This is a genomic window from Rhizobium sp. SL86, assembly GCF_026672545.1.
Lineage (GTDB): Bacteria > Pseudomonadota > Alphaproteobacteria > Rhizobiales > Rhizobiaceae > Neorhizobium.
Map to the genome: position 1 here is coordinate 365,640 of NZ_JAPPRJ010000008.1, position 22,846 is coordinate 388,485.

The 22,846-nt window shown below is 61.4% G+C and carries 23 protein-coding genes; 9 read left to right on the top strand and 14 right to left on the bottom strand.

Annotated features, from left to right (window positions below; all coding sequences use genetic code 11):
* Positions 1-37: 37 nt before the first annotated feature.
* Positions 38-373, bottom strand: a complete 336-nt coding sequence (locus tag OU993_RS22730) for a hypothetical protein (RefSeq protein ID WP_268161186.1) — start codon at positions 371-373, stop codon at positions 38-40.
* A gap of 314 nt (positions 374-687) precedes the next feature.
* On the opposite strand from OU993_RS22730, the gene OU993_RS22735 reads away from it, so the two are divergent.
* The 3 genes from OU993_RS22735 (at position 688) to OU993_RS22745 (ending at position 2,660) form a co-directional block, all read left to right on the top strand.
* Positions 688-1,890, top strand: a complete 1,203-nt coding sequence (locus tag OU993_RS22735; RefSeq protein ID WP_268161187.1) for a pyridoxal phosphate-dependent aminotransferase — start codon at positions 688-690, stop codon at positions 1,888-1,890.
* Positions 1,891-1,998: 108 nt separating this feature from the next.
* Positions 1,999-2,271, top strand: coding sequence for a type II toxin-antitoxin system Phd/YefM family antitoxin (locus tag OU993_RS22740; RefSeq protein ID WP_268161188.1), 273 nt, complete (start codon positions 1,999-2,001; stop codon positions 2,269-2,271).
* Positions 2,268-2,660: a type II toxin-antitoxin system VapC family toxin gene (locus OU993_RS22745; RefSeq protein WP_268161189.1), complete on the top strand. Its 393-nt coding sequence runs from the start codon at positions 2,268-2,270 to the stop codon at positions 2,658-2,660. The genes OU993_RS22740 and OU993_RS22745 overlap by 4 nt, the downstream gene beginning before the upstream one ends.
* A 31-nt stretch (positions 2,661-2,691) precedes the next feature.
* Here OU993_RS22745 and OU993_RS22750 read toward each other — a convergent pair whose 3' ends face one another.
* Both OU993_RS22750 and OU993_RS22755 read right to left on the bottom strand, forming a co-directional pair.
* On the bottom strand, positions 2,692-3,915 hold the full coding sequence (locus OU993_RS22750) for a PQQ-dependent sugar dehydrogenase (RefSeq protein ID WP_268161190.1): 1,224 nt from the start codon (positions 3,913-3,915) through the stop codon (positions 2,692-2,694).
* Between the two features lie 214 nt (positions 3,916-4,129).
* A complete protein-coding gene (locus tag OU993_RS22755) occupies positions 4,130-5,227 on the bottom strand; it encodes a calcium:proton antiporter (protein WP_268161191.1) in 1,098 nt (365 codons plus the stop codon).
* Between the two features lie 217 nt (positions 5,228-5,444).
* On the opposite strand from OU993_RS22755, the gene OU993_RS22760 reads away from it, so the two are divergent.
* Positions 5,445-5,702, top strand: a complete 258-nt coding sequence (locus OU993_RS22760; RefSeq protein WP_268161192.1) for a DUF2188 domain-containing protein — start codon at positions 5,445-5,447, stop codon at positions 5,700-5,702.
* Between the two features lie 47 nt (positions 5,703-5,749).
* On the opposite strand, the gene OU993_RS22765 is transcribed toward OU993_RS22760, so the two are convergent.
* A complete protein-coding gene (locus OU993_RS22765; protein WP_268161193.1) occupies positions 5,750-6,706 on the bottom strand; it encodes a sterol desaturase family protein in 957 nt (318 codons plus the stop codon).
* Positions 6,707-6,774: 68 nt separating this feature from the next.
* Positions 6,775-7,686 carry a LysR family transcriptional regulator gene (locus OU993_RS22770; protein WP_268161194.1) on the bottom strand — a complete coding sequence of 304 codons (912 nt, stop codon included), beginning with the start codon at positions 7,684-7,686 and terminating at the stop codon, positions 6,775-6,777.
* A gap of 89 nt (positions 7,687-7,775) precedes the next feature.
* On the opposite strand from OU993_RS22770, the gene OU993_RS22775 reads away from it, so the two are divergent.
* Entirely contained in the window at positions 7,776-8,819 is a 1,044-nt protein-coding gene (locus OU993_RS22775) for an NAD-dependent epimerase/dehydratase family protein (RefSeq protein ID WP_268161195.1), read from the top strand.
* A gap of 85 nt (positions 8,820-8,904) precedes the next feature.
* On the opposite strand, the gene OU993_RS22780 is transcribed toward OU993_RS22775, so the two are convergent.
* From OU993_RS22780 to trxB, 4 genes are all read right to left on the bottom strand, one after another.
* A complete protein-coding gene (locus OU993_RS22780) occupies positions 8,905-10,026 on the bottom strand; it encodes an alkene reductase (RefSeq protein ID WP_268161196.1) in 1,122 nt (373 codons plus the stop codon).
* Between the two features lie 47 nt (positions 10,027-10,073).
* Positions 10,074-10,370: an ArsR/SmtB family transcription factor gene (locus OU993_RS22785; protein ID WP_268161197.1), complete on the bottom strand. Its 297-nt coding sequence runs from the start codon at positions 10,368-10,370 to the stop codon at positions 10,074-10,076.
* A 557-nt stretch (positions 10,371-10,927) separates the two neighbouring features.
* Positions 10,928-11,824 (bottom strand): LysR family transcriptional regulator VtlR, encoded by an 897-nt coding sequence (locus tag OU993_RS22790; RefSeq protein WP_442793033.1) that lies wholly within the window; start codon positions 11,822-11,824, stop codon positions 10,928-10,930.
* An 8-nt stretch (positions 11,825-11,832) separates the two neighbouring features.
* A complete protein-coding gene (trxB, locus tag OU993_RS22795; RefSeq protein ID WP_268161199.1) occupies positions 11,833-12,807 on the bottom strand; it encodes a thioredoxin-disulfide reductase in 975 nt (324 codons plus the stop codon).
* A 247-nt stretch (positions 12,808-13,054) separates the two neighbouring features.
* Here trxB and OU993_RS22800 point away from each other — a divergent pair, with 247 nt between their 5' ends.
* Together OU993_RS22800 and OU993_RS22805 are read left to right on the top strand one after the other, a co-directional pair.
* Positions 13,055-13,522 (top strand): Lrp/AsnC family transcriptional regulator, encoded by a 468-nt coding sequence (locus tag OU993_RS22800; protein WP_143125779.1) that lies wholly within the window; start codon positions 13,055-13,057, stop codon positions 13,520-13,522.
* A 159-nt stretch (positions 13,523-13,681) separates the two neighbouring features.
* Positions 13,682-14,443, top strand: a complete 762-nt coding sequence (locus OU993_RS22805) for a hypothetical protein (RefSeq protein WP_268161200.1) — start codon at positions 13,682-13,684, stop codon at positions 14,441-14,443.
* A gap of 90 nt (positions 14,444-14,533) precedes the next feature.
* Here OU993_RS22805 and OU993_RS22810 read toward each other — a convergent pair whose 3' ends face one another.
* The 3 genes from OU993_RS22810 to greA are packed head-to-tail and all read right to left on the bottom strand — an operon-like array spanning position 14,534 to position 16,896.
* The gene (locus OU993_RS22810) at positions 14,534-15,331 is read right to left on the bottom strand and encodes a glycosyltransferase family 25 protein (RefSeq protein ID WP_268161201.1); all 798 of its coding nucleotides are present in this window, start codon (positions 15,329-15,331) and stop codon (positions 14,534-14,536) included.
* Positions 15,332-15,337: 6 nt separating this feature from the next.
* On the bottom strand, positions 15,338-16,396 hold the full coding sequence (locus OU993_RS22815; RefSeq protein ID WP_268161202.1) for a glycosyltransferase family 4 protein: 1,059 nt from the start codon (positions 16,394-16,396) through the stop codon (positions 15,338-15,340).
* A gap of 23 nt (positions 16,397-16,419) precedes the next feature.
* The gene (gene greA, locus OU993_RS22820; protein WP_252751128.1) at positions 16,420-16,896 is read right to left on the bottom strand and encodes a transcription elongation factor GreA; all 477 of its coding nucleotides are present in this window, start codon (positions 16,894-16,896) and stop codon (positions 16,420-16,422) included.
* A 231-nt stretch (positions 16,897-17,127) separates the two neighbouring features.
* On the opposite strand from greA, the gene OU993_RS22825 reads away from it, so the two are divergent.
* Together OU993_RS22825 and OU993_RS22830 are read left to right on the top strand one after the other, a co-directional pair.
* Complete coding sequence (locus OU993_RS22825; protein WP_268161203.1) at positions 17,128-18,360, top strand: putative DNA modification/repair radical SAM protein; 1,233 nt, start codon at positions 17,128-17,130, stop codon at positions 18,358-18,360.
* The gene (locus OU993_RS22830; RefSeq protein WP_268161204.1) at positions 18,360-19,832 is read left to right on the top strand and encodes a UdgX family uracil-DNA binding protein; all 1,473 of its coding nucleotides are present in this window, start codon (positions 18,360-18,362) and stop codon (positions 19,830-19,832) included. The genes OU993_RS22825 and OU993_RS22830 overlap by 1 nt, the downstream gene beginning before the upstream one ends.
* Here OU993_RS22830 and OU993_RS22835 read toward each other — a convergent pair.
* A complete protein-coding gene (locus OU993_RS22835; protein WP_268161205.1) occupies positions 19,823-21,370 on the bottom strand; it encodes an MFS transporter in 1,548 nt (515 codons plus the stop codon). The two genes, OU993_RS22830 and OU993_RS22835, sit on opposite strands and share 10 nt — an antisense overlap.
* 213 nt (positions 21,371-21,583) lie before the next feature.
* Positions 21,584-22,801 carry a DUF2235 domain-containing protein gene (locus tag OU993_RS22840; RefSeq protein WP_268161206.1) on the bottom strand — a complete coding sequence of 406 codons (1,218 nt, stop codon included), beginning with the start codon at positions 22,799-22,801 and terminating at the stop codon, positions 21,584-21,586.
* Positions 22,802-22,846 lie beyond the last annotated feature (45 nt).

Sequence of the window (22,846 nt, forward strand, 5' to 3'; positions counted from 1 at the left end):
CAAGACGAAGAGGCCGGCCCACCTGTCGCGGTCCTGCTCAGGAGCGGCTGATGCGTCCGCCATGGCTGCGGGCACGGTCTTCGCCAGACAGGGCCTGGCGAAAGCTGCGGCGCCACAGTCCGGCCGCGGCAATCGAGAAGGTCAGGATCAGCCCGGCGTAGAGGAGACGCTGATCCGGGGTCGGTGTGCGATCAAGCAGCAGCTGCGGGCTCACGATCTCGGACCAGTTGCGGATTTCGGCAGCGCCTGCGGTATCGACGAGAACGAGCATCATGACGGCACAGGCCGCAAGGGCCGTGATGGCAACCCACAGGCTGATGCCCTTGCGCCGCAGACGGATCCGCGTGGTGGCCTCTTCGTCATCCAGGAACATGGTCGTTTCCTCTTTCGCTGCTCTTGCCGTGCTGCAGAGAAAAGCCCCGGAAAGCGACGCCACAAGGACCGATTTAAGGCAGTCACCGGCATTTATTGAGGCGAAAACAAGGCGCTATTAACAGTGGTTAATTTGTCACGTCATGCTGTTGTCACATCAGCTCTTCCTCATCTTTGCGGGGAATGCCGAATGCTCTCATATGCGGTGCCGGAATCTGGTCTGTTGGCCTTGAATTTGCGGGTTTCTTTCGACATAGAAGGCGACGGCAGAACCAGACTGGTCTGCCGTTTCAACAGCTTCAGGATCCCACCATCATGGCCTTTCTTGCCGATGCACTTTCCCGCGTAAAGCCGTCCGCCACCATCGCCGTCTCGCAGAAAGCCCGTGAGCTGAAAGCGAAAGGCCGCGACGTGATTGGCCTCGGCGCCGGTGAGCCGGATTTCGATACGCCGGACAATGTGAAACAGGCGGCCATCGATGCGATCAATCGCGGCGAGACGAAATACACGCCGGTCTCCGGCATTCCGCAGCTGCGCGAGGCGATTGCCGCCAAGTTCAAGCGCGAGAACGGTCTCGACTACACGCCTGCCCAGACGATTGTCGGCACCGGCGGCAAGCAGATCCTGTTCAACGCCTTCATGGCAACGCTGAACGCCGGCGACGAAGTGATCATTCCGGCCCCTTACTGGGTGTCCTATCCGGAAATGGTATCGCTGTGCGGCGGCACACCGGTTTTCGTCGCGACCACGCAGGAGAACAACTTCAAGCTCCAGCCGGCCGATCTCGAAAAGGCGATCACGCCGAAGACGAAGTGGTTCGTGTTCAACTCGCCCTCCAACCCGTCGGGTGCGGCCTACAGCCATGACGAGTTGAAGGCGCTGACGGATGTGCTGGTCAAGTATCCGCATGTCTGGGTGCTGACGGACGATATGTACGAGCACCTGACCTTCGGTGATTTCAAGTTCGCAACGCCGGTTGAAGTCGAGCCGAAGCTCTACGACCGCACGCTGACCATGAACGGCGTGTCGAAGGCCTATGCGATGACCGGCTGGCGTATCGGCTACGCGGCAGGTCCCCTGGAACTGATCAAGGCCATGGATATGATCCAGGGCCAGCAGACCTCCGGCGCCTCCTCGATCGCCCAGTGGGCGGCTGTCGAAGCGCTGAACGGCCCGCAGGATTTCGTCGCGCAGAACAAGAAGATCTTCGAAGGCCGCCGCGATCTCGTGGTCTCCATGCTGAACCAGGCCAAGGGCATTTCCTGCCCGAACCCGGAAGGCGCCTTCTACGTCTACCCGTCCTGCAAAGGGCTGATCGGCAAGACCGCACCGTCGGGCAAGGTCATCGAAACCGATGAGGATTTCGTCACCGAGCTTCTGGAGACGGAAGGTGTGGCCGTGGTGCATGGCTCGGCCTTCGGCCTCGGCCCGAACTTCCGCATCTCCTACGCGACATCGGAAGACCAGCTGGAAGAGGCCTGCCGCCGCATCCAGCGCTTCTGCAACGCCTGCCAGTAAGCAGATCGGTCTGTTCTGTGTGAAGGGGCTCGCCAGCGATGGCGGGCCCTTTTGCCGTCCTGCCGGCCATTGTTGACGGTCTCACGGCGCGGGCGTAGACTTTCATCCATGAAAACCGTGTCCATCGCCGAAGCTCAGGATCGTTTTGACGAACTCGCGCAGGATGTCGAGAGGGGCGAGACCGTGACCGTGACGCGTGACGGAAAACCGGTGTTCGACATCGTGCCGCGCGAAGGTGTGACGCAGAAGAGGGGCGGGATTGACCTGGATGCTCTTCATGCGCATTTGCGGGCACTCGGTGTCAAAGACCCGGTCCCCTATATCGCGGACGATTTTGATGATCCTCTGCCTGAGGATTTTCTGCTGCGACCTTTGCCTTGAGCAGCCGATATCTTCTCGATACCCACATCATCCTCGCCATCTTGCGAGCTGACGTTTATGAACGCTTTCCGTGGCTCGCGAGGCTGGTATCTGCTCCTGATTTTGTGGGCGTCGTCAGCGTTGCCAGCCTTTGGGAAATCGCGATCAAGACCCGCCTGGGAAAGCTTGATCCGGGAATTGCGCTTGAGCGCATGAGGTCCAGTCTTCAGGATGCGGGCCTGACAATCTTGCGCATCGACATCGAACACGTCCTGACCGCCGCCGAGCCTGAGCCGCCGACGCGCGATCCTTTCGACCGGCTGTTGCTTGCGCAGTGCCAGGTGGAGGGATTGCAGCTCGTCACGATCGACCGGGCATTGGTCGGCCATCCCCTGGCGTTCCGGTTCTGACCCGTCGTGGGGCCAGAACCGGAGCTTTCGATCATGCCTTGGTCAGCTTGACGATGGTCGAGCCTCCGCCGCCGCGCTGTTCGGTGACGGCGTAGACGGCGCCGTCCGGTCCGACCTTCACGTCACGGATGCGGGCGTCGAGCGGTAGGCGTTCCTCGAATTTCACGCGGTCGCCCTCCATGTGCAGGACAACGATGCCCTGGCTGACCAGTCCGCCGACGAGGAAGGCGCCCTTCCATTCCGGAATGGCGTTGCCATCGTAATAGGCCATGCCGGAAGGGGCGATGACCGGATCCCAGTAATAGACCGGTTGTTCGGTATTGGACATGCGGGTGATGCCCTGGCCGACCGGGGCGCCGCTGTATTCGACGCCGTAGGTCACCTCCGGCCAGCCATAATTCTTGCCAGCCTCCGGCAGGTTCAATTCATCACCGCCGCGCGGGCCGTGTTCCACTGTCCACAGCCGCCCCTCGCCATCGATGGTCGCGGATTGCAGGTTGCGGTGGCCAAGCGACCAGATCTCCGGCTGCGCATTGTTCTGGCCAATGAAGGGATTGCCCTTGAAGGGTTCGCCCTGTTGCGTGATCCGGAAGATCTTGCCGAGGCCACTGTCGAGATCCTGCGCCTGGACACGCGGTTCGCGGTCGGACCGTTCTCCGACCGTCACATAGAGTTCACCCTGTGGCCCGAAGGCGAGGCGAGAGCCGAAATGTTTATTGCCGTCATAACTCGGCATCTGGCGGAAGATCACCTCGACATTCTCCAGCCGTCCGCCGCCATTGTCATCGGGCACCAGCCGCGCGGAGGCGACAGAGGTGCCATTGCCGTCTTCGCGTTCTTCCGAGAAGGAGAAGAAGATCCGGCCGGAACTCCGGTAATCCGGCGCAAGCGCCACGTCGAGCAGGCCGCCCTGGCCGCTCGCCAGCACCTTCGGCACGCCGCCAATGGCGGGGCCCGCCTTGCCATCCTTGGAGATGATGTGCATCGCGCCCTGCTTGGCGGTCACCAGCATGCGACCGTCGGGGAGGAACTCCATGGCCCAGAGATGCGGTAATCCCTTTGCCACCGTCTCGCGTTTGATCTCAGGCATCTTTGCAGGCTGCGGTGCGCGCGTCTGGTTTTCGAAGGCCGGTTCCTGGTTCGGTGCGTTCGGCGGACCGCGCTCGGCCGGCTGGCCGGCTTGCTGCGCCAGTGCCGGCAGGGCAAGGGCTGCGGAAAGCATGGTGCTGGCAAGGATGATGGGCAGGCGTTTCATGATCTTCTCCCGAAATCTATGTGACGCTCATCAGGGTATCGCGTCGAGTCCGGCCGCCTCCGGCGACCCTCCACCCATGCATGTAGGGCGAGATGCTGACGCTTGCCGCAGGTTCGCCGGTTCAAGTTTGCTTTATCGACAGTTGATGTCGTTTGTCATGTGCCTGTCAACGTGAGTCCGCCCATGCTGCCAAGTCTTTGGGTTCGCTGAATTTTTATAGACCGAGTAGGGTCAGAACGATGAAGGTGGCAAAGAGCACAAAATGTGTCATGCCCTCGATCGCATTGGTCTCTCCGTCGTTGAGATTGATCGCTGCGGCAATCAGTGTGATCGTCACCATCACCGTCTGGACCGGCGTCATCGCCATGATGAAGGGCTGGCCGGTATAAAGCGCGATCGCCTCCATGACCGGCACGGTCAGGATGACGGTCGAGAGCGAGGCGCCCATGGCGATGTTGACGACTGCCTGCATGCGGTTGCGTAGCGCTGCCCGGAGCGCCGTCAGGATTTCGGGGGCTGCGGAAATCGCCGCGACGATGACCGCCATCAGGGCCGGCGGCGCGCCGGTCCCCACCAGCCCCTGACCCATGAAGGCCGACATGAATTCCGCCAACAGGCCGATCAGCACCACGCCGATGAGGATGATCGTAATCGAACCCGCCGTCGAACCATGCTCCGGTTCGGGTACTGCGGTGCCGTTTGCTGCAGGCGCCTTCTGTTTCGGGTAGCTGTAGGAGAAAAAATAGCTGTGTGCGCCCACCTGCATGCGCAGGAACAGACCGTAGAGCGCGATCATCGCGACGATGGTGAAGGCGGAATAATAATGCCAGCGATCCTTCGGCACGAATTCCGGCACCACCATGGATATGCCCATGGCGGTCAGGATCATCACGCCGTAGGTCTTGCCGGAATTGTCGTTGTAGGGCTGCTCGCCGTGGCGCAGGCCGCCCAGCAGGGCAGCAAGACCCAGGATGCCGTTGATGTCGAGCATCACGGCCGCATAGATCGTGTCGCGCACCAGCGTCGGGGAACTGCTGTTGTTCATCAGGATGGCAAGGATCAGCACCTCGACGGCCACCGCCGAGAGTGTCAGGATCATCGTGCCATACGGATCGCCCACCTTGTGGGCGAGAATTTCTGCGTGATGCGCGACGCGGGTCGAGGTCAGCACGATGACACCGATCAGTGCTGCGGCTGCCGCAAGTGCTGCGATCTGGCCAGCGGCCAGAACATGATGTTCGGTGAAGAATGCAACGATGGCTGTGAGCACAGCCACCAGAAGAAACTTTTCTCGTCCGATGACTGATGGCATGCTTGAACCCGTGCGCTGGTGAGAAGACGCCATTTATGGCGGCACGGCACTCTATCAAGTTCCAGCGTGGCCGCCGTGGTGCATTGGCGTTCCTTCGTGCAGTCCTATGCGCTTTTCTGCCGCATCATCGGCGGAACCGAATGTCGGCTTTGCGAATTGCGTCAGCGGACGGGCGGAGAAGCCCCAGCTTGAGCCAACAAAAACACAGGAGGAACTGATGACCAAGGTGACGTACAAAGTCGTGCAGCATGATGGCGGCTGGGCGTACCGGGTGGATGACGTCTTTTCGGAGACCTTTCCCACCCATGATGCGGCACTGGCGGCTGCCCGGATCGCGGCGGCCGAACAGCAGGTCGGCGGCGAGCCGGAAGAGATCAGCTGGCAGGATTCGGCCGGCAATTGGCATATCGAACACAGCGATGGCGGCGACCGGCCTGAGGCCGAAGTGGTGGACGAGGCCACGCCCACTCGCTGACAATCGGTTCTAAACCGGGCGTACGCCTTGCGGGGCGCTGTTTCCGATCAGGCGGAGGGGCGAGCTTCATCTGCCGGGACGGGCTCGCTGATCGCCGTCTGCGGGGCTACCGCCTTGGGTGCCTTTCCGAGAATCTGACGCGCCCCCTTGCGGGAAAACGGCTGCACCAGCTGTCCGAGGAAGTCTGGTGCGACACGGCCGGTGATACCGATATCGCGCGAGGGTTCGCGCGGCGGGTTAAAATAGGTCCCGAAGACCTGGTCCCAGAGGATAAGGTTTTCACCGTAGTTCGTGTTGCCTTCGGCAATCACGCGCGAATGGTGCCAGCGGTGCAGGCGCGGCGTGCTGAAGACGAGGTCGAGAGGGCCGGTCCGCACATCGATGTTGCAGTGGGTGAGGATGCCGATGAAGGCGGTCACCGCGCCGATCCAGAGAAAGACCGGCAGCGGTGCGCCGAGCAAATAAAGCGGGATCTGGCTGAGCGCGATCTTGAAGCCGGAATCGATGAAGTGGAAGCGACCGGTATTGACCACCCAGAGCCGTGTGACGCTGTGATGCAGTGCGTGAAAGCGCCAGAAGAACAGGCTTTCGTGGGCAAACCGGTGGGCGGCGTAAAGCCCGAGTTCAGCGATGATCAGCCCGAGCACCACCTGCAGGGCAAGCGGCAGCGCATGTGGCCATAGATCGAACTGCGGATGGGTGAGCGGCTGCACGAGGGTGGCGATGCCCATCGGCAGCGAGGCCCCGATCGCCGCGCAAAGCTGAACGGCCCCTTTGCTGAGCAGCGTATGCGCGAGGTTGTTGATGGTCTCGCCATCCGGAGCCAGCCAGTCCCGGTCGTAGGGCATCAGCCGTTCCGCAAGCGCAATCAGAGCAACGATGGTCAGGTAGACCACATTGAACCAGAAGAGCGGCGCCTCCGACTGGAAGGCGATATCGCTGCCGATCAGTCCCGTGACCAGGAAGAACGGCCAGAGGCTGTAGGAAAGAAGACTGTATAACACCCGAAAACCCCGATCCGGCTGCCGTCAATGCTCCTTGTATAACCAAGGATTTCGGCGTCCGTCCACCGTTATCGCCGCGTCGCGATATAGTCTTGCAGGCCGGTGACAAGCGCGTCGAAGGTCCTGCGGTAGCGCGGGGTCGTTTTCAGGTCTTCGTGCATCGCGACGAAGGTCGGCAGCGTCAGGCGGAAATCCGGAAAGAGGCGCACGAGATGCGGGTCGCGCGCAGCCAGTCTCGTCTGGCAGAAGCCGATGCCGACGCCGGCGCGGATGGCCGCCAATTGCGCCAGATTGCTGTCGGCACGGAAGGACCAGCAGGGCTGTTCCGGATCGGGAAAGTCCGGCGCCTGTTTGCGGATCTCGCCGATCATGGCGCGGATGAAGGCGGTGCGGCGGTCATAACCGATGATACAGTGGGTGCTCAGTTCCGCAAAAGAGACCGGCCTGCCGTGACGGGCAAGATAACCGGCATGGGCATGCAGCCCCAGCTCGATTTCACCCACATGGCGGACCACCAGCGATTCCTGTTTCGGCTGGGTCATGCGCACGGCAATATCGGCCTCCCGTCGCAACAGATCCTCCACGGCATCGGACAATGACAGTTCGATGCCAAGTTTTGTGTGTTCGCTCTGCAGGGCTGCAAGGATGGGCGGCAGAACCTCCACGCCGATGACGTCGCTGGAGCTGATCCGGACGGTGCCTTCGATTTCGTTCAGCGCGCCTGTGGCCTGGCGACGCAGCGCAGCGGCTGTCGAGGCAAGCGACTGGGCGTAGGGCCTGAGCGAAAGCGCGAGTTCCGTCGGCATCAGGCCTTGCTGCGAGCGGGTGAACAGCACATGGCCGAGCGCCTGCTCCAGTTCATCCACATGCCGACCGACGGTTGGTTGTGTCAGTCCCAGTGCTCGAGCGGCCCCGGAGAGCGAGCCAGACTCGAGAACGCCGAGAAATGTGCGGTAGAGGTTCCAGTCCGGATCATTCATTTTTGAATATCATCCATCTACATTCAGCGAATTCCTTATACTGAGATCCTGCGGGATATTCCAGGCATCGAAACCAAGGAGATGCCGTCATGCCCGTCGAAAATGCTGTGATGATGATTGAAAAGCCCCTCGTACTCGTGCTCGGCGCTACGGGTGGGATTGGCGGGGCGGTGGCCCGCCGGCTGTTGCTGAAGGGCTGGAGGGTGCGGGCTCTGAACCGCAACGCGGCCGAGGCGGCGCGCCGGGAACCGGCCTTCGAGTGGGTGCAGGGTGACGCGATGAAGCCGGACGACGTGGCGCGTGCGGCGCAAGGTGCCGGCTTGATCGTCCATGCGGTCAATCCGCCCGGTTACCGGGATTGGGAGAAACTGGTCCTGCCGATGCTGGACAACACGATTGTCGCGGCAAAGCAGAACGGTGCGCGCATTCTTCTGCCCGGCACCGTCTACAATTACGGCCCGGATGCCTTTCCGCTGATTACAGAAGACAGCCCGCAACGCCCCCTGACACGCAAGGGCGCCATCCGCGTCGAGATGGAACGCCGGCTGAAGACTGCCTCGGAAGAGGGAGTGCGGGTCCTGATCGTCCGGGCCGGGGACTTCTTTGGTCCGGGGGCCATCAACAGCTGGTTCTCTCAGGGCATGGTCACCACCGGGCAGCCGCTCCAGTCCATCAAGCGCATCTCAAAACCCGGTATCGGGCACCAATGGGCCTATCTGCCGGATGTCGCCGATACCATGGTACGTCTGGTGGAGCAGGGTGATCGCCTGTCCCGCTTCGAGCAATTTCACATGGATGGGGTGTGGGATCATGACGGTCTGCAAATCATCGGCGCGGTCGAACGCGTGATCGGGCAGCCGATCCCCATTCGTCAGTTCCCGTGGTGGGTGCTGATGCTTGCGAGCCCCTTCGTGCCCTTGGCTCGCGAGATCCGGGAGATGCGGTATCTGTGGCAGCGGCCGGTACGCCTGTCGAATGCAAAACTTCGCGGTTTTCTGGGGCAGGAACCGAGCACGCCGCTCGATACGGCGATGCGCGCAACGCTGGAGGCTTTTGGCTGCATGCCGGGTCACCAGGCTCCCGTTCCGCGCAAGCGGCGCACCGAGACCGGGCGCGTTGAAAGCCTTGCTTGAAGCAAACACGGGGTGCGGCGTCTTCAAGACGGCATCGAAACGAGGCCCGTGGAAACACGGGCCTCGCTGTGTTGATCAGGCCAATTTATTCGGCAGCGTCGAGTGCCGGATAATCGGTGTAACCTTCCGCACCGCCGCCATAGAGCGTCTTCGGGTTCACCTCGTTCCAGGCGGCCCCGTCCTTGATGCGGCGGACGAGGTCGGGGTTTGCGATGAAGGGCTTGCCGAAGGAGACGAGGTCCGCCTTGCCGCTCTCAACAGCTTCCTTGGCCGTTTCGGCGGTGTAACCATTGTTGACCATCCAGGCACCCTTGCCGCCGGCAGCGACGTACGCCTGCTTGAAGGCGGCGTAATCGAAGCTGGTGCCTTCATACTGATGGTCGCGCGGACCGCCGGTGGCACCCTCGATGACGTGGATGAAGGCGAGGTTGCGGCTGGCGAGCTGCTCTGCCACGGCATTAAAGACGGCCTGCGGATTGCTGTCGCGGATGTCGTTGGCCGGTGTGGTCGGCGACAGGCGGATGCCGGTCTTGTCGGCGCCGATTTCTCCCGCCACGGCATCCACCACCTCAAGCGTCAGGCGGATGCGGTTTTCGATCGAGCCGCCATAGGCATCCGTCCGCTGGTTGGCACCATCCTTCATGAACTGGTCGAGCAGATAGCCGTTGGCGGCATGGATCTCGACACCATCAAAGCCGGCATCCACAGCGGCGCGGGCCGCCTTGCGGAAATCCTCGACGATGCCGGGAAGTTCGGCCAGGTCGAGGGCGCGCGGTTCGGATGTTTCGGCAAAGCCGCCGGTGCCGTCATCATTGATGATGTAGGTCTTCGATTTCGCGGCAATCGCGGAGGGCGCAACCGGCGCTCCCCCATTCGGCTGCAGCGAGACGTGCGAGATGCGGCCGACATGCCAGAGCTGCGTGACGATCTTGCCGCCGCGGGCGTGCACGGCATCGGTCACCTTCTTCCAGCCGGCGAGCGCCTCCGGAAGGTAGAGACCCGGGACATCGGCATAGCCTTGTCCCTGATGGGTGATGGCGGTGCCTTCCGAAACGATCAGGCCGGCGGTCGCGCGCTGCTCGTAATAGACGACGTTGAGGTTGTTGGGGATCGCTTTCGGCGAGCGGTTGCGCGTCAGCGGGGCCATCACGATCCGGTTCTTCAGGGTGAGGTCGCCAAACGTGACGTCATCGAACAATGTCGGCATCAGAATATCCTTTTGGTAGGCAGGGAAGGTGGGATGAGAGGGGAGGCTCAGAGTGTCTCCCCGAGATGAGCAAGGAAGGCTCGGATGGCCTCTTCGTCGCGGTGGTAGAAGGTCCACTGACCAACCTTGGTGATCTTCACCAGGCCGGCCTTTTCGAGCGTTGCAAGATGCGCGGAGACGGTCGACTGCGACAGGCCACAGCGCTTTTCGAACTGGTTGGCACAGATGCCCATGTCGAGCGGATGGGCCTGCGAGGAAAAATGCGCTTCCGGCTGCCGCATCCATTCCAGGAACTCGACACGAACCGGATGCGAAAGCGCTTTCAGGATTTCAGTCTTGTCCACAGTGCAATCCTTAGATCGTTCTGGACCGATATATGGATCGAAGAAATACGATTTAAAGGGGGTGACATGCTGCAGGGCAAAAAAAAGGGCCGCAGATTTCTCTGAAGCCCGAAGGTGTGAAGGTTGTTAGAACCTCCAGAGGGGAACAGCCAACGCGGGCAACGAGGGGATGTCGCCAATGTGCGCCAGCTGTCAGGAATATGGTGCCAAGGGGAAAGCCTCACAAGGGGGAGCGGGTGTTTCGATTGGATTTTTTAGTATTTAAGGAAAATGGCGGGTAAAAAAAGAGGGCCACCGGATTGCTCCAGGGCCCTTATAAGTTTGAAGGTCAATAAAACCTCCAGAGGGGAACAGCTGCTGCGGTGGAACTGGGAGGAAAAGCCACCATGTGCATCAGCTGTGTGCGATATGGTGCTTTCTTGTGCAGTGAACAATCCATTTTTGTGCATCACAGCCATGCAGTGGAAGCAGGGCTGTGCGAAAGCATTCGGCAGAGTTCATCGTTCTTCAGATATAATCAATGAAAAACAAAGGCTTGCCTCGGGTCGTCGCTGCGATCAGAAACTCCAGTTGCGTGCCTTGGCGACGATGAAATCACGAAACACTTTCAGCTTCGCTGCATTTTTCATCTCGTCGGGATAGCAGAAATAGGTGTCGAAGGACGGAATGTCGGCATTGATGGCGAGCTGAATCAATCCCGGATCGCGTCCGACGATGTAATCCGGCAGCACCGCGATGCCTATCCCCAGCAGGCAGGCGCGCTTGATCGAGGTCTGGCTGTTGATCTGCAGGTGCGGCAGGCGCGGATTGTCGGAATTGCGTCCGGCATATTCCAGCCAGTTGACGTCGAGCAGGTAGTTCGGTGCCGGTTCACCGAAGGTGATGATGCGGTGCTGGTCGAGATCCTCGATCGTCTGCGGTTCACCGAACCGATTGATGTAGGAGGGTGCTGCATAGACGTGCATGTGCACCGTAAACAGCTTGCGCTGGATGAGATCCGACTGCTGCGGCTGGCGCAGGCGGATGGCGCAATCGGCATGGCGCATGTTCACGTCCAGTTCCTCGTTGTCGAGGATGAGCTGGATCGACATTTCCGGATAGAGCTGCAGGAATTCCTGCACCTTGTCCGTCAGCCAGCCCTGGCCGAGGCCGACGGTGGTGGTGACACGCAGCTTGCCGCTCGGCTTTTCCGTCGTTTCCGTCAGCTGTACCTTGACGGTTTCCAGCTTCAGAAGCACGTCGTGCGCCGTGCGGTAGAGGAGTTCCCCCTGTTCGGTGAGGATCAGGCCGCGCGCGTGGCGGTGGAAGAGCTTGACGCCCACATCCTGTTCCAGCGCGCTGACCTGGCGGCTGATGGCCGACTGGGACAGATGCAGCTTGTCGGCTGCATGCGTGAAGGAGCCGGCTTCCGCGGCGGCGTGAAAAATGCGCAGCTTGTCCCAGTCGAGTGGCACTACCATTGTTACTCCGCAGCCTGCGCGACGGGCTGGATGCCCGCGAGATAACGTTCCGCCTCAAGGGCGGCCATGCAGCCCATGCCGGCAGCCGTGATCGCCTGGCGGAAGGTGTCGTCGGTCACGTCGCCGGCGGCAAAGACGCCCGGCACGTCGGTTGCCGTCGAATCCGGCGCCGTCCACATGTAACCGTTGTCCTTCAGCTTCACCTGACCCTTGAAGAGTTCGGTGGCCGGCGCGTGGCCGATAGCGACGAAAACGCCGTCGATAGGCCGTTCGGTGATCTCGCCATTCAGCGTGTTGCGCAGCTTGACCCCCGTCACCGATGGCGGCATCGGCGGTTTGGCAGGCGTACCGGTGATCTCGGCGACTTCCGAGTTCCACAGCACCTCGACATTCGGGCGCTGGAACAGGCGTTCCTGCAGGATCTTTTCCGACCGGAAGCTGTCACGGCGATGCACAACGGTGACCGATTTGGCGATGTTCGACAGGTAGAGCGCTTCTTCGACGGCGGAATTGCCGCCGCCCACCACGATCACGTCCTTGTTGCGATAGAAGAAGCCATCGCAGGTGGCGCAGGCGGATACGCCAAAGCCCTGGAAATGCTGTTCGCTCTCGATGCCCAGCCATTTCGCCTTGGCGCCGGTGGCGATGATCAGCGTGTCGGCGGTCCAGACCTGGCCGGAATCGGTCTGGATCACGAAGGGGCGCTGCGACAGCTGCACTTCGGTGACGAGATCATTGACGATCTCGGTGCCGACATGCACAGCCTGGTTCAGCATCTGCTCCATCAGCCAGGGCCCCTGGATCGGATCGGCAAAACCCGGATAGTTTTCGACATCGGTGGTGATCATCAGCTGGCCACCCTGTTCCATACCGGCGATCAGCACCGGCTTCAGCATGGCGCGGGCGGCGTAGATGGCGGCGGTATAACCGGCAGGGCCGGAGCCGATGATGAGAACATGGGCATGGCGGGCAGACATGGAACGGATCCTTTCGCGTGGCGCCGTGGGCGGATACAGCCGAACGTGACAAGGCCTACAGGCGGCGCCTTTTCAGCTCATTTATGATCGTTCCCTGCGGCAATTCAAGGTCACCCCGACCCCGACGGACAAGCTTGGCGAGTTACGCACAATAATGGTGCGCCGGCGCGACATAATCTTGCGCGTTTTCCTTGCGTTCGGGATGACTTCGGCTATTAGCATGGCAAAAAGCGATATGAGGTTTCCCGTGCTCAGAGCCGAACTCGACGCCATCGACATCAAGATTCTCCGAGAACTGCAGCGCGACGGCCGCATGACCAATGTGGAACTGGCCGAACGCGTCGGCATTTCCGCGCCGCCCTGCCTGAGACGCGTGCGCAAGCTGGAGGAGGCGGGCGTCATCGAGGGGTATGCGGCGATCCTCAACGGGCCGAAACTCGGCTTCGATCTCGTCGCCTTCTGCCTCGTCGGTCTCAAGCACCAGTCGGAGGCGAACCTGAAGGCCTTCGCGGCGCTCGCGCAGAGCTGGCCCATCGTGCGCGAGGCCTGGATGGTCTCCGGCGACAGCGATTTCCTGCTCCGCTGTACGGCGGAAAATCTCACAAGCTTTCAGGATTTTGTCATCGAGGTGCTGGCTGCCAATGAACACGTCGATACCGTCCGAACGATGCTGACCATCCGCCAGGTGAAGAAGCTGGGGCTGGTAGAGGTCTGAGGACCTGACGTTTGTGCGGTAAATGGCGACCCGGGTGATGCAAAAGACGTCCCCCGATCCGTTGTGCGGCCGGTCCGTGATTCATCCCGGCGTCAAGGCGGTTGTGATCCTGCACGGCGGCAGACGAATGACGACAATTGATATGAAACGGAGCCCCCGTTGAAAACTCTTATCTATCAGTTCTGGAAAGGCAGCGTTCCCGCCTATGCCCGGTTAAGCGCTCGCCTGTTTGCGGACTATGCGAAACGGCATGGCGCGGACTATCGCTTCGATGAAAATCCCGATTTCTTCAAAGGCAAGTATTCCGAATATTATCATGCACTTCGCCCGATTTATGATGACAGTTTTCTCGCCTATGATCGCGTCATATTCGTCGACTGCGATGTCTATCCCAAAGCGGCCGCCTCTGCTGATCTCCTGACCTGCGACGTTGGTCATATCGGCATGGTCGAGGAGGTGGCGCCGGAAATTCGCGAAGACCGTCCCCGCTGGCTGAATGACCGGAACGATCGTCGTTGGGCGATCGTGTGCGCCGGCATATTCCGCGCCACGCTTCCACGTTCGTCTGCCGGGACAGCTCGAATCTTCAACTCCGGCGTCATCGTCTACACCCGGGAGGGTCTCCAGGCGGCACGACGGCATTTTCCCAGCCTGAACGTCTATTCCGCGGTGATGCGCCTTGTGTTCCTGCCGCGCTTTTATCGCCTGGACCAGAACTATCTGGGGATGGCCTGCTTCCGGAAGGGGATGGAGTTCACGGTTCTCGATCACCGATGGAATCGCATCGTGAAGGCCCGTTCACTCGACGAGAACCGTCTTCTCAAGGCGCCTTGGGGCGATGCGGAATTTGTCCATTGGCAGGTCCGCGACAGACGCGACTATACGGAAAGCCAGATCATCGCGATGGTCGAAAGCGCCTGAACCTCCCACTTTGTCGGAGGTCGAATTGCTGGAGCGGCGTGTCGCCGAGCCGCGGCCATCCGGCGTCACGATGGCTGCATTCCGAGGATGTCACGCCGGAAACTTCAGTTTCACGTTTTTCCGCGAGCCGAAGATGTTGATTGATGAGCCCGCGAGCGCGAAGCGCGTCTGACCGTAAAGCCGGTGAAGCTCTCGAAGCATTTTTTGCGGCAGGGACTTTTTCTTCTCGCGTTTCCAGGCGCGTTCGATCTCGCCCCCGAGGCCCAGCGTCGAATTGGGTAGAAACTGATCCTGGATGCACAAAGCCGGAATGGTCTGGTAGATCGTGCAATCGTGAAAGATCGTCGAGCTCGGGTCGAAGACCACATGATCGATTGCGCGCTCGACAAAACGTGTCGCGTGCAGCAGGCGTGTGGCTGCGAGAGGCGTGATGATGTAGCCTGCAAAGCCCAGATGGGCCGACAGCAGGCGAGCGAGACGCCGCCTTGCGCCGATCGAAACGATCTGTCTCGATACCGCAATCGTCTTGCCGGTCGTTTCGAATTTCACGATGTCCGCATCGTGCGGTAACCAGTCGGCTTCGCGCAGCCACTCATGCGCCGATGGGGCGAGGTGGATGTCGTCCTCGACGACTGCGCCGGGTTCTCCGCTTGCCACAACCATTTCCCAGAAGCGGCGATGACTGAGGAGAACGCCAATTTCGCCTGGGGTCAGGATAAGACTTCCGTCTTCCCGGGTGGCGGACCAGCGTGCCTGCTCTTCCTGCGACAGCTGACGTCCATCCACGGCAGGCAAACGCACCCAGTCGAGACGTTGAGCATCCAGGATCTCGCGCATGCGCTCCATCCGCTGCGTCGCCCGATCAAGGTTGATGACATAGACTTTCATGAGTTTTTACCGTTCCGCGAGCAGATCCGCATAGACCTTTCCGATCGCCTCTGCCTCGCGTTCGATGGAAAAATTCGCCTGCATGTGCACGAGCGCTGCTGCCCCCTGGCTTTGACACAGCGATGGGTCGGCGAGATAGGGGCGGATACCGGCGACAAAACTGTCGAGGGCGCCACGCTCCACCATGCATCCCGTTTCGCCATCGAGGATGAGTTCGGCAAAGGCGCCGACATCGGCGGCCACCACCGGCACACCGGTTGCCATGGCTTCCAGCGGCGTCAGCCCAAACCCTTCCCAGCGCTGCGGGGCAACGAAGAGATTGAGGGCCCGGTACCACGCGTTGATATTGGTGTGTTCGCCGACGAAGAGAATGCGCTCGCCAAGGCCGGCTGCTTTCACCTTTGCCTTCAGTTCTTCCTCGAAACCGATGTGTTTGGCCGTCGCGCGCCCGGCGATCACGGCCTTCCAGTTCGGGTGTTCAGGCAGCAGCCGGATCATCGCGTCGACGAAAAGATCGGTGCCCTTCTGGTGACGCACCCGGCCGAAGCAACCGACATAATGGAATGCCGGATCAAGTCCGATCGCGACCTTTGCAGCAGCCTTGTCCGGTGCGGGCGAAAAGCGGCCAAGATCGATGCCGTGCAGGATGACGGTGCTTTCGCGCTCCAGATAGGAGGCGGTCTTCTGGCAGACGGCAATCACCCGGTCCATCTTCGAGATCAGCCATTTCGTCCAGCCGGTGTGCCGGCGCTGCGAGGCAGAGGTGAAAACGAGTTTCAGCGGCATGCGCAAAACGTCGCGCAAGATGATGCCGGGCAACATTTCGATGTTACGGCGGGCATGCCAGACGCGCACCTTGCGACCCTCAGGCGGGCGCCAGAGCGCGGGCAGGGCGGTGTAGTCCATCGAGGGCAGATGGCCGGGCAGGCCCGGCCCGAAGGTGATGACCTTCTGGCCGAGCCGGTTCTGTATCGGTACGAGCTGGATGACGGTGGAGGTGACGCCCGAAAGCCGCCGCTTGAAATGCGGCGCAATCACCTCGACCTCTGTGAGATCACTGGACACGGGGGCTCGACCGCTTCTGTTCTTCAGCCCCAGGAAACCTGCAGAACCTCATAGGCCTTGGAGCCGCCCGGCGCATTCACTTCGATGCTGTCGCCGACTTCCTTGCCGATCAGCGCACGCGCAATCGGCGACGAGATCGAGATGCGACCTTCCTTCACGTCGGCTTCCTGGTCGCCGACGATCTGGTAGACCTTCTCCTCATCGGTATCTTCGTCCACCAGCTTGACGGTGGCGCCGAACTTGATCTTCGAGCCGGACATCTTGGTGAGATCGATCACCTCGGCGCGGGCCGTCAGGTCTTCGAGCTCGGTGATGCGGCCTTCATTGTGGCTCTGCGCTTCCTTGGCGGCATGGTATTCGGCATTTTCCGACAGGTCGCCATGGGCGCGCGCCTCGGCAATCGCCTCGATGATCCGGGGACGCTCTTCCTGCTGGCGCCAGCGCAGTTCCTCCTGCAGCTTGGTAAATCCGGACGGCGTCATCGGTACCTTGTCAACCATGTGTCTTCTTCCTCAGTCTCATGGCCGCAACGCGCGGCCACAAAAAGAAACAGGTCCCGGAGCGATACTCCGGAACCATGCGAAATCCTCAATTCCTCGAATCATAGCAGAAACGCGGCGCGAATTTCCAGAAAATTCGAAATAGGGCAGTGGCGCTGACCTGCAAGGTGGTCCGGCGGCGGGGAGCGCGCGTATTGACTTGCGAAGCAAGAACATATAGTGAACAAACTAATGAAGAAGTCGCTGAAAGAACGTCTCGCCATCCTCTCGGATGCCGCCAAATACGATGCCTCCTGCGCATCGAGCGGCACCACGAAACGGCATTCGGCCGGCTCCGGCGGGCTTGGGTCGACGGAAGGCTCCGGCATCTGTCATGCCTATGCGCCGGACGGGCGGTGCATTTCGCTGCTGAAGATCCTGCTCACCAATTTCTGCATCTATGACTGCGCCTACTGCATCAACCGGTCGTCCAGCAATGTGGAGCGGGCGCGGTTTACACCGGAAGAGGTGGTGTGGCTGACGCTCGAATTCTACCGGCGCAACTATATCGAGGGACTGTTTTTGTCCTCCGGCATCATCCGTTCGTCCGATCACACGATGGAGGAGATGGTGCGCATTGCCCGTGAGCTTCGCACCACGCACAATTTCCGCGGCTACATTCATCTGAAAACCATTCCGGAGGCGTCCGCGGCGCTGATCGAGGAGGCGGGGCTTTATGCGGATCGCCTGTCGATCAACATCGAACTGCCGACCGATACCGGCATCGGCCAGTTCGCTCCGGAAAAGAAACCTGACAACATCCGCCGCGCGATGGGCGATCTGCGCCTCAAGATCGAGGATGCGTCCGAACCAACGCTCCAGACGAAGAGGCGCAAGCATTTCGTGCCCGCCGGCCAGAGCACACAGATGATCGTCGGGGCCGATGGCGCAAGCGACGCCACCATTCTCGGCACCAGTGCCAGGCTGTACGGCAGCTACGGCCTGAAACGTGTCTATTATTCCGCCTTCAGCCCGATCCCGGATGCCTCCTCCAAGCTTCCGCTGATCAAGCCGCCCCTGATGCGCGAACACCGGCTTTACCAGGCCGACTGGCTCTACCGTTTTTATGGTTTTGAGATCGGCGAAATCACCTCGGTGACGCAAGACGGCAATCTGGATCTCGACCTCGACCCGAAACTGTCCTGGGCGCTCGGCCATCGCGACCGGTTTCCGGTCGACGTCAACCGCGCACCGAAGGAAATGCTGCTGCGCGTGCCGGGCTTCGGCACGAAGACGGTGAAATCCATCCTCTCGTCACGTCGTTTCCGCCGCATCCGCCTGGAGGATCTCGGGCGGCTCGGCGTCTCCTTGCGCAAGGTGCAGCCCTTCATCGTCGCGGACGGCTGGACTCCGCATCGGGTACTGGAACGTTCGGATCTGAAGGCGATGTTTGCGCCGCAGCCGGAACAGCTGACGTTGTTCTGATGCAGACGGTATTCCTCAACGGCCGCGGTGACTTTGACGAGTGGCGGGACGCCGCGCGGGTGCTTTTGCTGAGCGAGGTGGAGCCCGAGCGTATCGACTGGCGCATCGCCGGGGAGGGGGCGGATCTGGCCGGTTTTGCCGAGACGCCGCTGCCGGTGCCGCCGCCGGGCAGAAAGGCGGTCGCCGTGCCGCCGGCCTTCCTGGAGCTTGCCGAGAGTATCGTCTGCCACAGCGATCCGGCCCGGTTTTCGCTGCTTTATCGTCTGCTCTGGCGCATCCGCGAGGATCGAGCCCTGCTGCAGGTGGTCTCGGATCCGGATGTCATCGCCGCTCGCAAGCTGGAGAAATCCGTGCGGCGCGACAGCCACAAGATGAAGGCCTTCGTGCGGTTCAAGGAGGTGACCTCCGACGATCCGACCGGGCGGCGGCGTTCGTTCATCTCCTGGTTCGAGCCGGATCATTTCATCGTCGCGCGCATGGCGCCGTTTTTTCGCCGCCGCTTCTTCGACATGGACTGGGTGATTGCCACGCCGAAGGGATCAGCCGCCTGGGACGGTGAAAGCCTGACCGTCTCCGATCTGCCGGCGGAAAAACCCACGGCCACCGATGCGACCGACGATCTGTGGCGTATCTATTATGCCAACATCTTCAATCCGGCGCGGCTGAAGGTGAAGGCAATGACGGCGGAAATGCCGAAGAAATACTGGAAGAACCTGCCGGAGGCCGCCCTCATCCCGGACCTCATTGCCACTGCCGAAGCCAAGGTGATCGAGATGGCTGCGCGGGCAGCCTCGCAGCCGCCCGCCTTCCATGCGCGGCTTCAGGAGCGGATGGCCGAGGAACGGGCGGACCCCGCTCCACCGCCAGAGGGCCTCGAGGCGCTGCGCCATGCGGCAAGCCGCTGCACGCTCTGTCCGCTGCACTGCCATGCGACGCAGACCGTGTTCGGCGAGGGCAGTGTCACGGCAAAGGCCATGATCGTCGGCGAACAGCCGGGTGACCAGGAGGATCTCGCGGGGCGTCCGTTCGTCGGTCCGGCTGGAAAACTGTTCGACGGCGTGCTCTCGGAGATCGGGCTCGACCGCTCGAGCCTCTACGTCACCAATGCGGTGAAGCACTTCAAATACGAACCGCGCGGCAAGCGGCGTATCCACCAGAAACCGAACCAGTCGGAAATCGAACAATGCCGCTGGTGGCTGAAGCAGGAGGTAGAACTCGTCCAGCCGAAGCTGATCGTCGCGATGGGGGCGACCGCCTATTTTGCGCTCACCGGTGAGAAGGAACGGCTGACGGATATACGCGGCAAGATCTTTTCCATGACGGAGGGGCGCAGGCTGTTCGTCACCGTGCATCCCTCTTTCCTGCTGCGTCTTCCCGACGAGAGGCGCAAGGCGAGCGAATTGTCGCGCTTTCGCGAGGAGATGGCCGTCGTCCGGCAGCTGGCCGAAACGGGCTGTCCCGATTATCCGTGACCGGCAAGGGCCGTCTCGTCGATATGCGCCTTGGCAAAGATATGCCGTGCGAGGACGGCAAGCAGGATCAGAGTGACGGAGGCGACAAGGCAGCAGGCGGCAAAACCGAGACCGAAGGCGGCCCGTGCGTCGAAAAGCCAGTCGGGTTGCACGGAGGGCGAGACCAGTTTGGCCACGTCGACGGCGCCGGCAAGCGTCGCCGTGATCGTTTCGGCGGTCTGTGTATCAAGCCCCGACAGGTCCGCGTCCCGCATCATCAGCCGGTAGACGACCGTGCCGAGACTGCCGAGGACGGCGACGCCGAGCGCGCCGCCGAATTCCGCGCTGGTTTCGGAGATGGCGGAGGCCGAACCGGCACGCTCCGGTGGTGCCGTGCCGACGATCAGGCCGGTTGTCGTGAGAATGACCGGCACGAAACCGAGGCCGACCAGCATGCTGGCAAACAGGATGGCATAGAGGTTCTGGTGATAGGCGGCGAGCGCCATCACGGTGGTGCCGATGGCATTGACCACAAGGCCGGCAAGCACCGTCTTGACCGGACCGAGCCTATTGGTGACGCGCCAGGCCTGCAACGACATCAGCGTAAAGACGAGCGCCGAGGGAACGGACCAGAGGGCGGCCTTCAGTGGCGAAAGGTCCAGCACCAGCTGCAGGTAGAGGTTCTGGAACAGGAAGACACCGAACACGAAAAAGACGCCGGCAAGATTGACCAGCAGCGAGGCGGTGAAGGCGGGGATGCGAAACAGCGCCAGATCGATCACCGGGTGTTCCAGCCGCTTCTGGCGGCGGACGAACAGGATACCGATGACAAGGCCTGCGAGGATGGCGAGAAGCTGGTCATGGGCATAACCATAGGCCGCCATGTGTTTCAGCCCGTAGATGATCGGCAGCACCGTTGCGAGCGACAGCAGCACGCTTGCAAGGTCGAGGCGGCCACCGTCTGTATTGCGGTATTCCGGCAGCAGGAGGGGTGCCACCGCCAGCAGCGCCAGCATGATCGGAATGTTGATCAGGAAAACGGCGCCCCAGTGGAAATATTGCAGCAGAAGCCCGCCAAGCAGCGGCCCGACGAGACCACCGAGCGCAAAGGCGGTGCCCCAGATGCCGATGGCGCGGTTGCGCTCGGATTCGTCCTGGAAAAGGTTCACGACAAGCGAGAGGGTGGAGGGCGCAATCGTGGCGCCGGCGATGCCAAGCAGCGCGCGCGCCAGAATCAGCTGGCCGGAGGTTTCGGCAAAGGCCGCAAAGGCAGAGGCGAGGCCGAAAAAGAAGGCGCCGATCAGAAGCACCCGCCGGCGACCGATCCGGTCCCCGAGCGTACCCATGGTCACCAGGAAACCCGCCACCATGAACCCGTAGATGTCGTTGATCCACAGGAGTTCGGCGGGCGAGGGATCGAGATCCCGTACGATGGCCGGAATGGCAAGGAACAGGACCGAGAGGTCCATCGAATACACGAGGCAGGCGATGGAGAGGACAAAAAGCCCCGTCCATTCGCGACGTGTGGCGCGCTGCGGCGCAAAGTTCTGGTCCGCCATGGCGGGCCACCTCCCATTCCCAATGGTCCTGATGTTCCGTGCGTGGCCCCGTATCGCCTCTGATCAGGCGTCTTCGCCATGCACCTCCTCCGGCGGCGACACTTGGTTGCCGCCTGCATTTTGGCAAGGGGACAAGGCGTTGAGCGGGTTCGGTTTTGTAAGCGAATGCTGATGTGGTGCGCGGTTGCAACAGAACGGCCGAGGCACAGGATCTCAATCGACGAAGAGGGCGTCGCTCGGCAGGTTCGGCGGATTATAGGGACCGGCGGCCTGTCGAAGCTTGACCGAGGTGTGCACCAGTGCCGCGGACGGAATAAGGCGATGATCCTGGCGCGGAAGATAGATGCCGCCCGCCGGTTTACCGGCATTGCGGAAGGAGGTGGCGGGGATCTTGCGCGGCAGCCATTCGATCGCCGGCCAGAACTTCGTCATGGAGTCATGCAGCGGCACGGTGGCATCGGGTGCCACATATCTGGGATTACCCTTGCCCTCGACCAGTTCATTCACCATGCGGCTGCGATAGACCAGTCCAGCGGGTTTCGTTTCCTTGATCATCCAGCAGAGCGGGATCTTGATCTGCTGGCTTTCCTTTTCCGGATAACCGCCGCCCACATCGCCATGCACGCCGGCAAACCAGACTTCCTTGACATCCTGGTCACGGATTCCATCCTCGTTCCTCGGTTTGAACGGGCCGCCCCAATAGGCTTGACCCGGCGTCCACAGTTCCGGCTGGAACATGGTGCGGCGTTCGTCGATGGCCACCGCGTGGCGAACCATCTCGACGCTGGCATTGCGATCAGTAAAGGGGTGCGTCTTCAGCTGCGGCCCCCATTTGCCGGGTTCGATCACCGAGGCGACCGTATCGAAGAGCCCGAGCAGGCGGATCGGCGGACGATCATTGCGCAGCGTGCGCTCGTAAAGGCGCATGGTCTCGAAGGCGGACGGGGCCTCGCCGACCGCCTGGTTCTGAGCCTGCTGTTCGTGGTCGGGGATGCCCTTGTAGGTGCGATAGGCGTAATCGAGCAGGTTCAGATGGATCTTCTTCGTCAGGCCGAAGGCGTGGATAAAACCCGCCAGCACACGGGCGGTATAGGCGCCACGGCTGAAACCGAAGATGAAGATGCGGTCGCGGTCGCTATGGCGGCCATTGGCATCGACGGGGCCGGCATCATAATGCTCGACCAGCATGCGGTAGGCTTCCTTGACATTTTCGTCCAGCCCCCAGCCGGTGGCCAGCCCCCAGACTTCCGAAGCCTCACGCTGCAGCTTCGACCAGGCATTGGCCGCGCCGAAGGTGCCGACGCCCGGATCGTAATAAACGATCTGTTCCGGCGAACGCTTGAGGCAGCCGAACAGGCGCAGGATATTGGTGCGGTCTGCGGAAATCTCGTTCGAAGTTCCGTCGAACAGAATGACAATGTTCTTGGACATCCACTTCCCCCTGATCGCCTCATGCGACGGGGTATTGTGGTTGCG

What these genes read in the sequence shown, in the direction of transcription:
- OU993_RS22755 (WP_268161191.1), bottom strand. Translation starts at nt 5,227, where the DNA reads ATGCCATCAGTCATCGGACGAGAAAAGTTTCTTCTGGTGGCTGTGCTC.
- OU993_RS22830 (WP_268161204.1), top strand. Translation starts at nt 18,360, where the DNA reads ATGCAGACGGTATTCCTCAACGGCCGCGGTGACTTTGACGAGTGGCGG.
- greA (WP_252751128.1), bottom strand. Translation starts at nt 16,896, where the DNA reads ATGGTTGACAAGGTACCGATGACGCCGTCCGGATTTACCAAGCTGCAG.
- OU993_RS22730 (WP_268161186.1), bottom strand. Translation starts at nt 373, where the DNA reads ATGTTCCTGGATGACGAAGAGGCCACCACGCGGATCCGTCTGCGGCGC.
- OU993_RS22740 (WP_268161188.1), top strand. Translation starts at nt 1,999, where the DNA reads ATGAAAACCGTGTCCATCGCCGAAGCTCAGGATCGTTTTGACGAACTC.
- OU993_RS22835 (WP_268161205.1), bottom strand. Translation starts at nt 21,370, where the DNA reads ATGGCGGACCAGAACTTTGCGCCGCAGCGCGCCACACGTCGCGAATGG.
- OU993_RS22840 (WP_268161206.1), bottom strand. Translation starts at nt 22,801, where the DNA reads ATGTCCAAGAACATTGTCATTCTGTTCGACGGAACTTCGAACGAGATT.
- OU993_RS22770 (WP_268161194.1), bottom strand. Translation starts at nt 7,686, where the DNA reads ATGAATGATCCGGACTGGAACCTCTACCGCACATTTCTCGGCGTTCTC.
- OU993_RS22780 (WP_268161196.1), bottom strand. Translation starts at nt 10,026, where the DNA reads ATGCCGACATTGTTCGATGACGTCACGTTTGGCGACCTCACCCTGAAG.
- OU993_RS22760 (WP_268161192.1), top strand. Translation starts at nt 5,445, where the DNA reads ATGACCAAGGTGACGTACAAAGTCGTGCAGCATGATGGCGGCTGGGCG.
- OU993_RS22775 (WP_268161195.1), top strand. Translation starts at nt 7,776, where the DNA reads ATGCCCGTCGAAAATGCTGTGATGATGATTGAAAAGCCCCTCGTACTC.
- OU993_RS22750 (WP_268161190.1), bottom strand. Translation starts at nt 3,915, where the DNA reads ATGAAACGCCTGCCCATCATCCTTGCCAGCACCATGCTTTCCGCAGCC.
- OU993_RS22810 (WP_268161201.1), bottom strand. Translation starts at nt 15,331, where the DNA reads ATGAAAGTCTATGTCATCAACCTTGATCGGGCGACGCAGCGGATGGAG.
- OU993_RS22825 (WP_268161203.1), top strand. Translation starts at nt 17,128, where the DNA reads ATGAAGAAGTCGCTGAAAGAACGTCTCGCCATCCTCTCGGATGCCGCC.
- OU993_RS22735 (WP_268161187.1), top strand. Translation starts at nt 688, where the DNA reads ATGGCCTTTCTTGCCGATGCACTTTCCCGCGTAAAGCCGTCCGCCACC.
- trxB (WP_268161199.1), bottom strand. Translation starts at nt 12,807, where the DNA reads ATGTCTGCCCGCCATGCCCATGTTCTCATCATCGGCTCCGGCCCTGCC.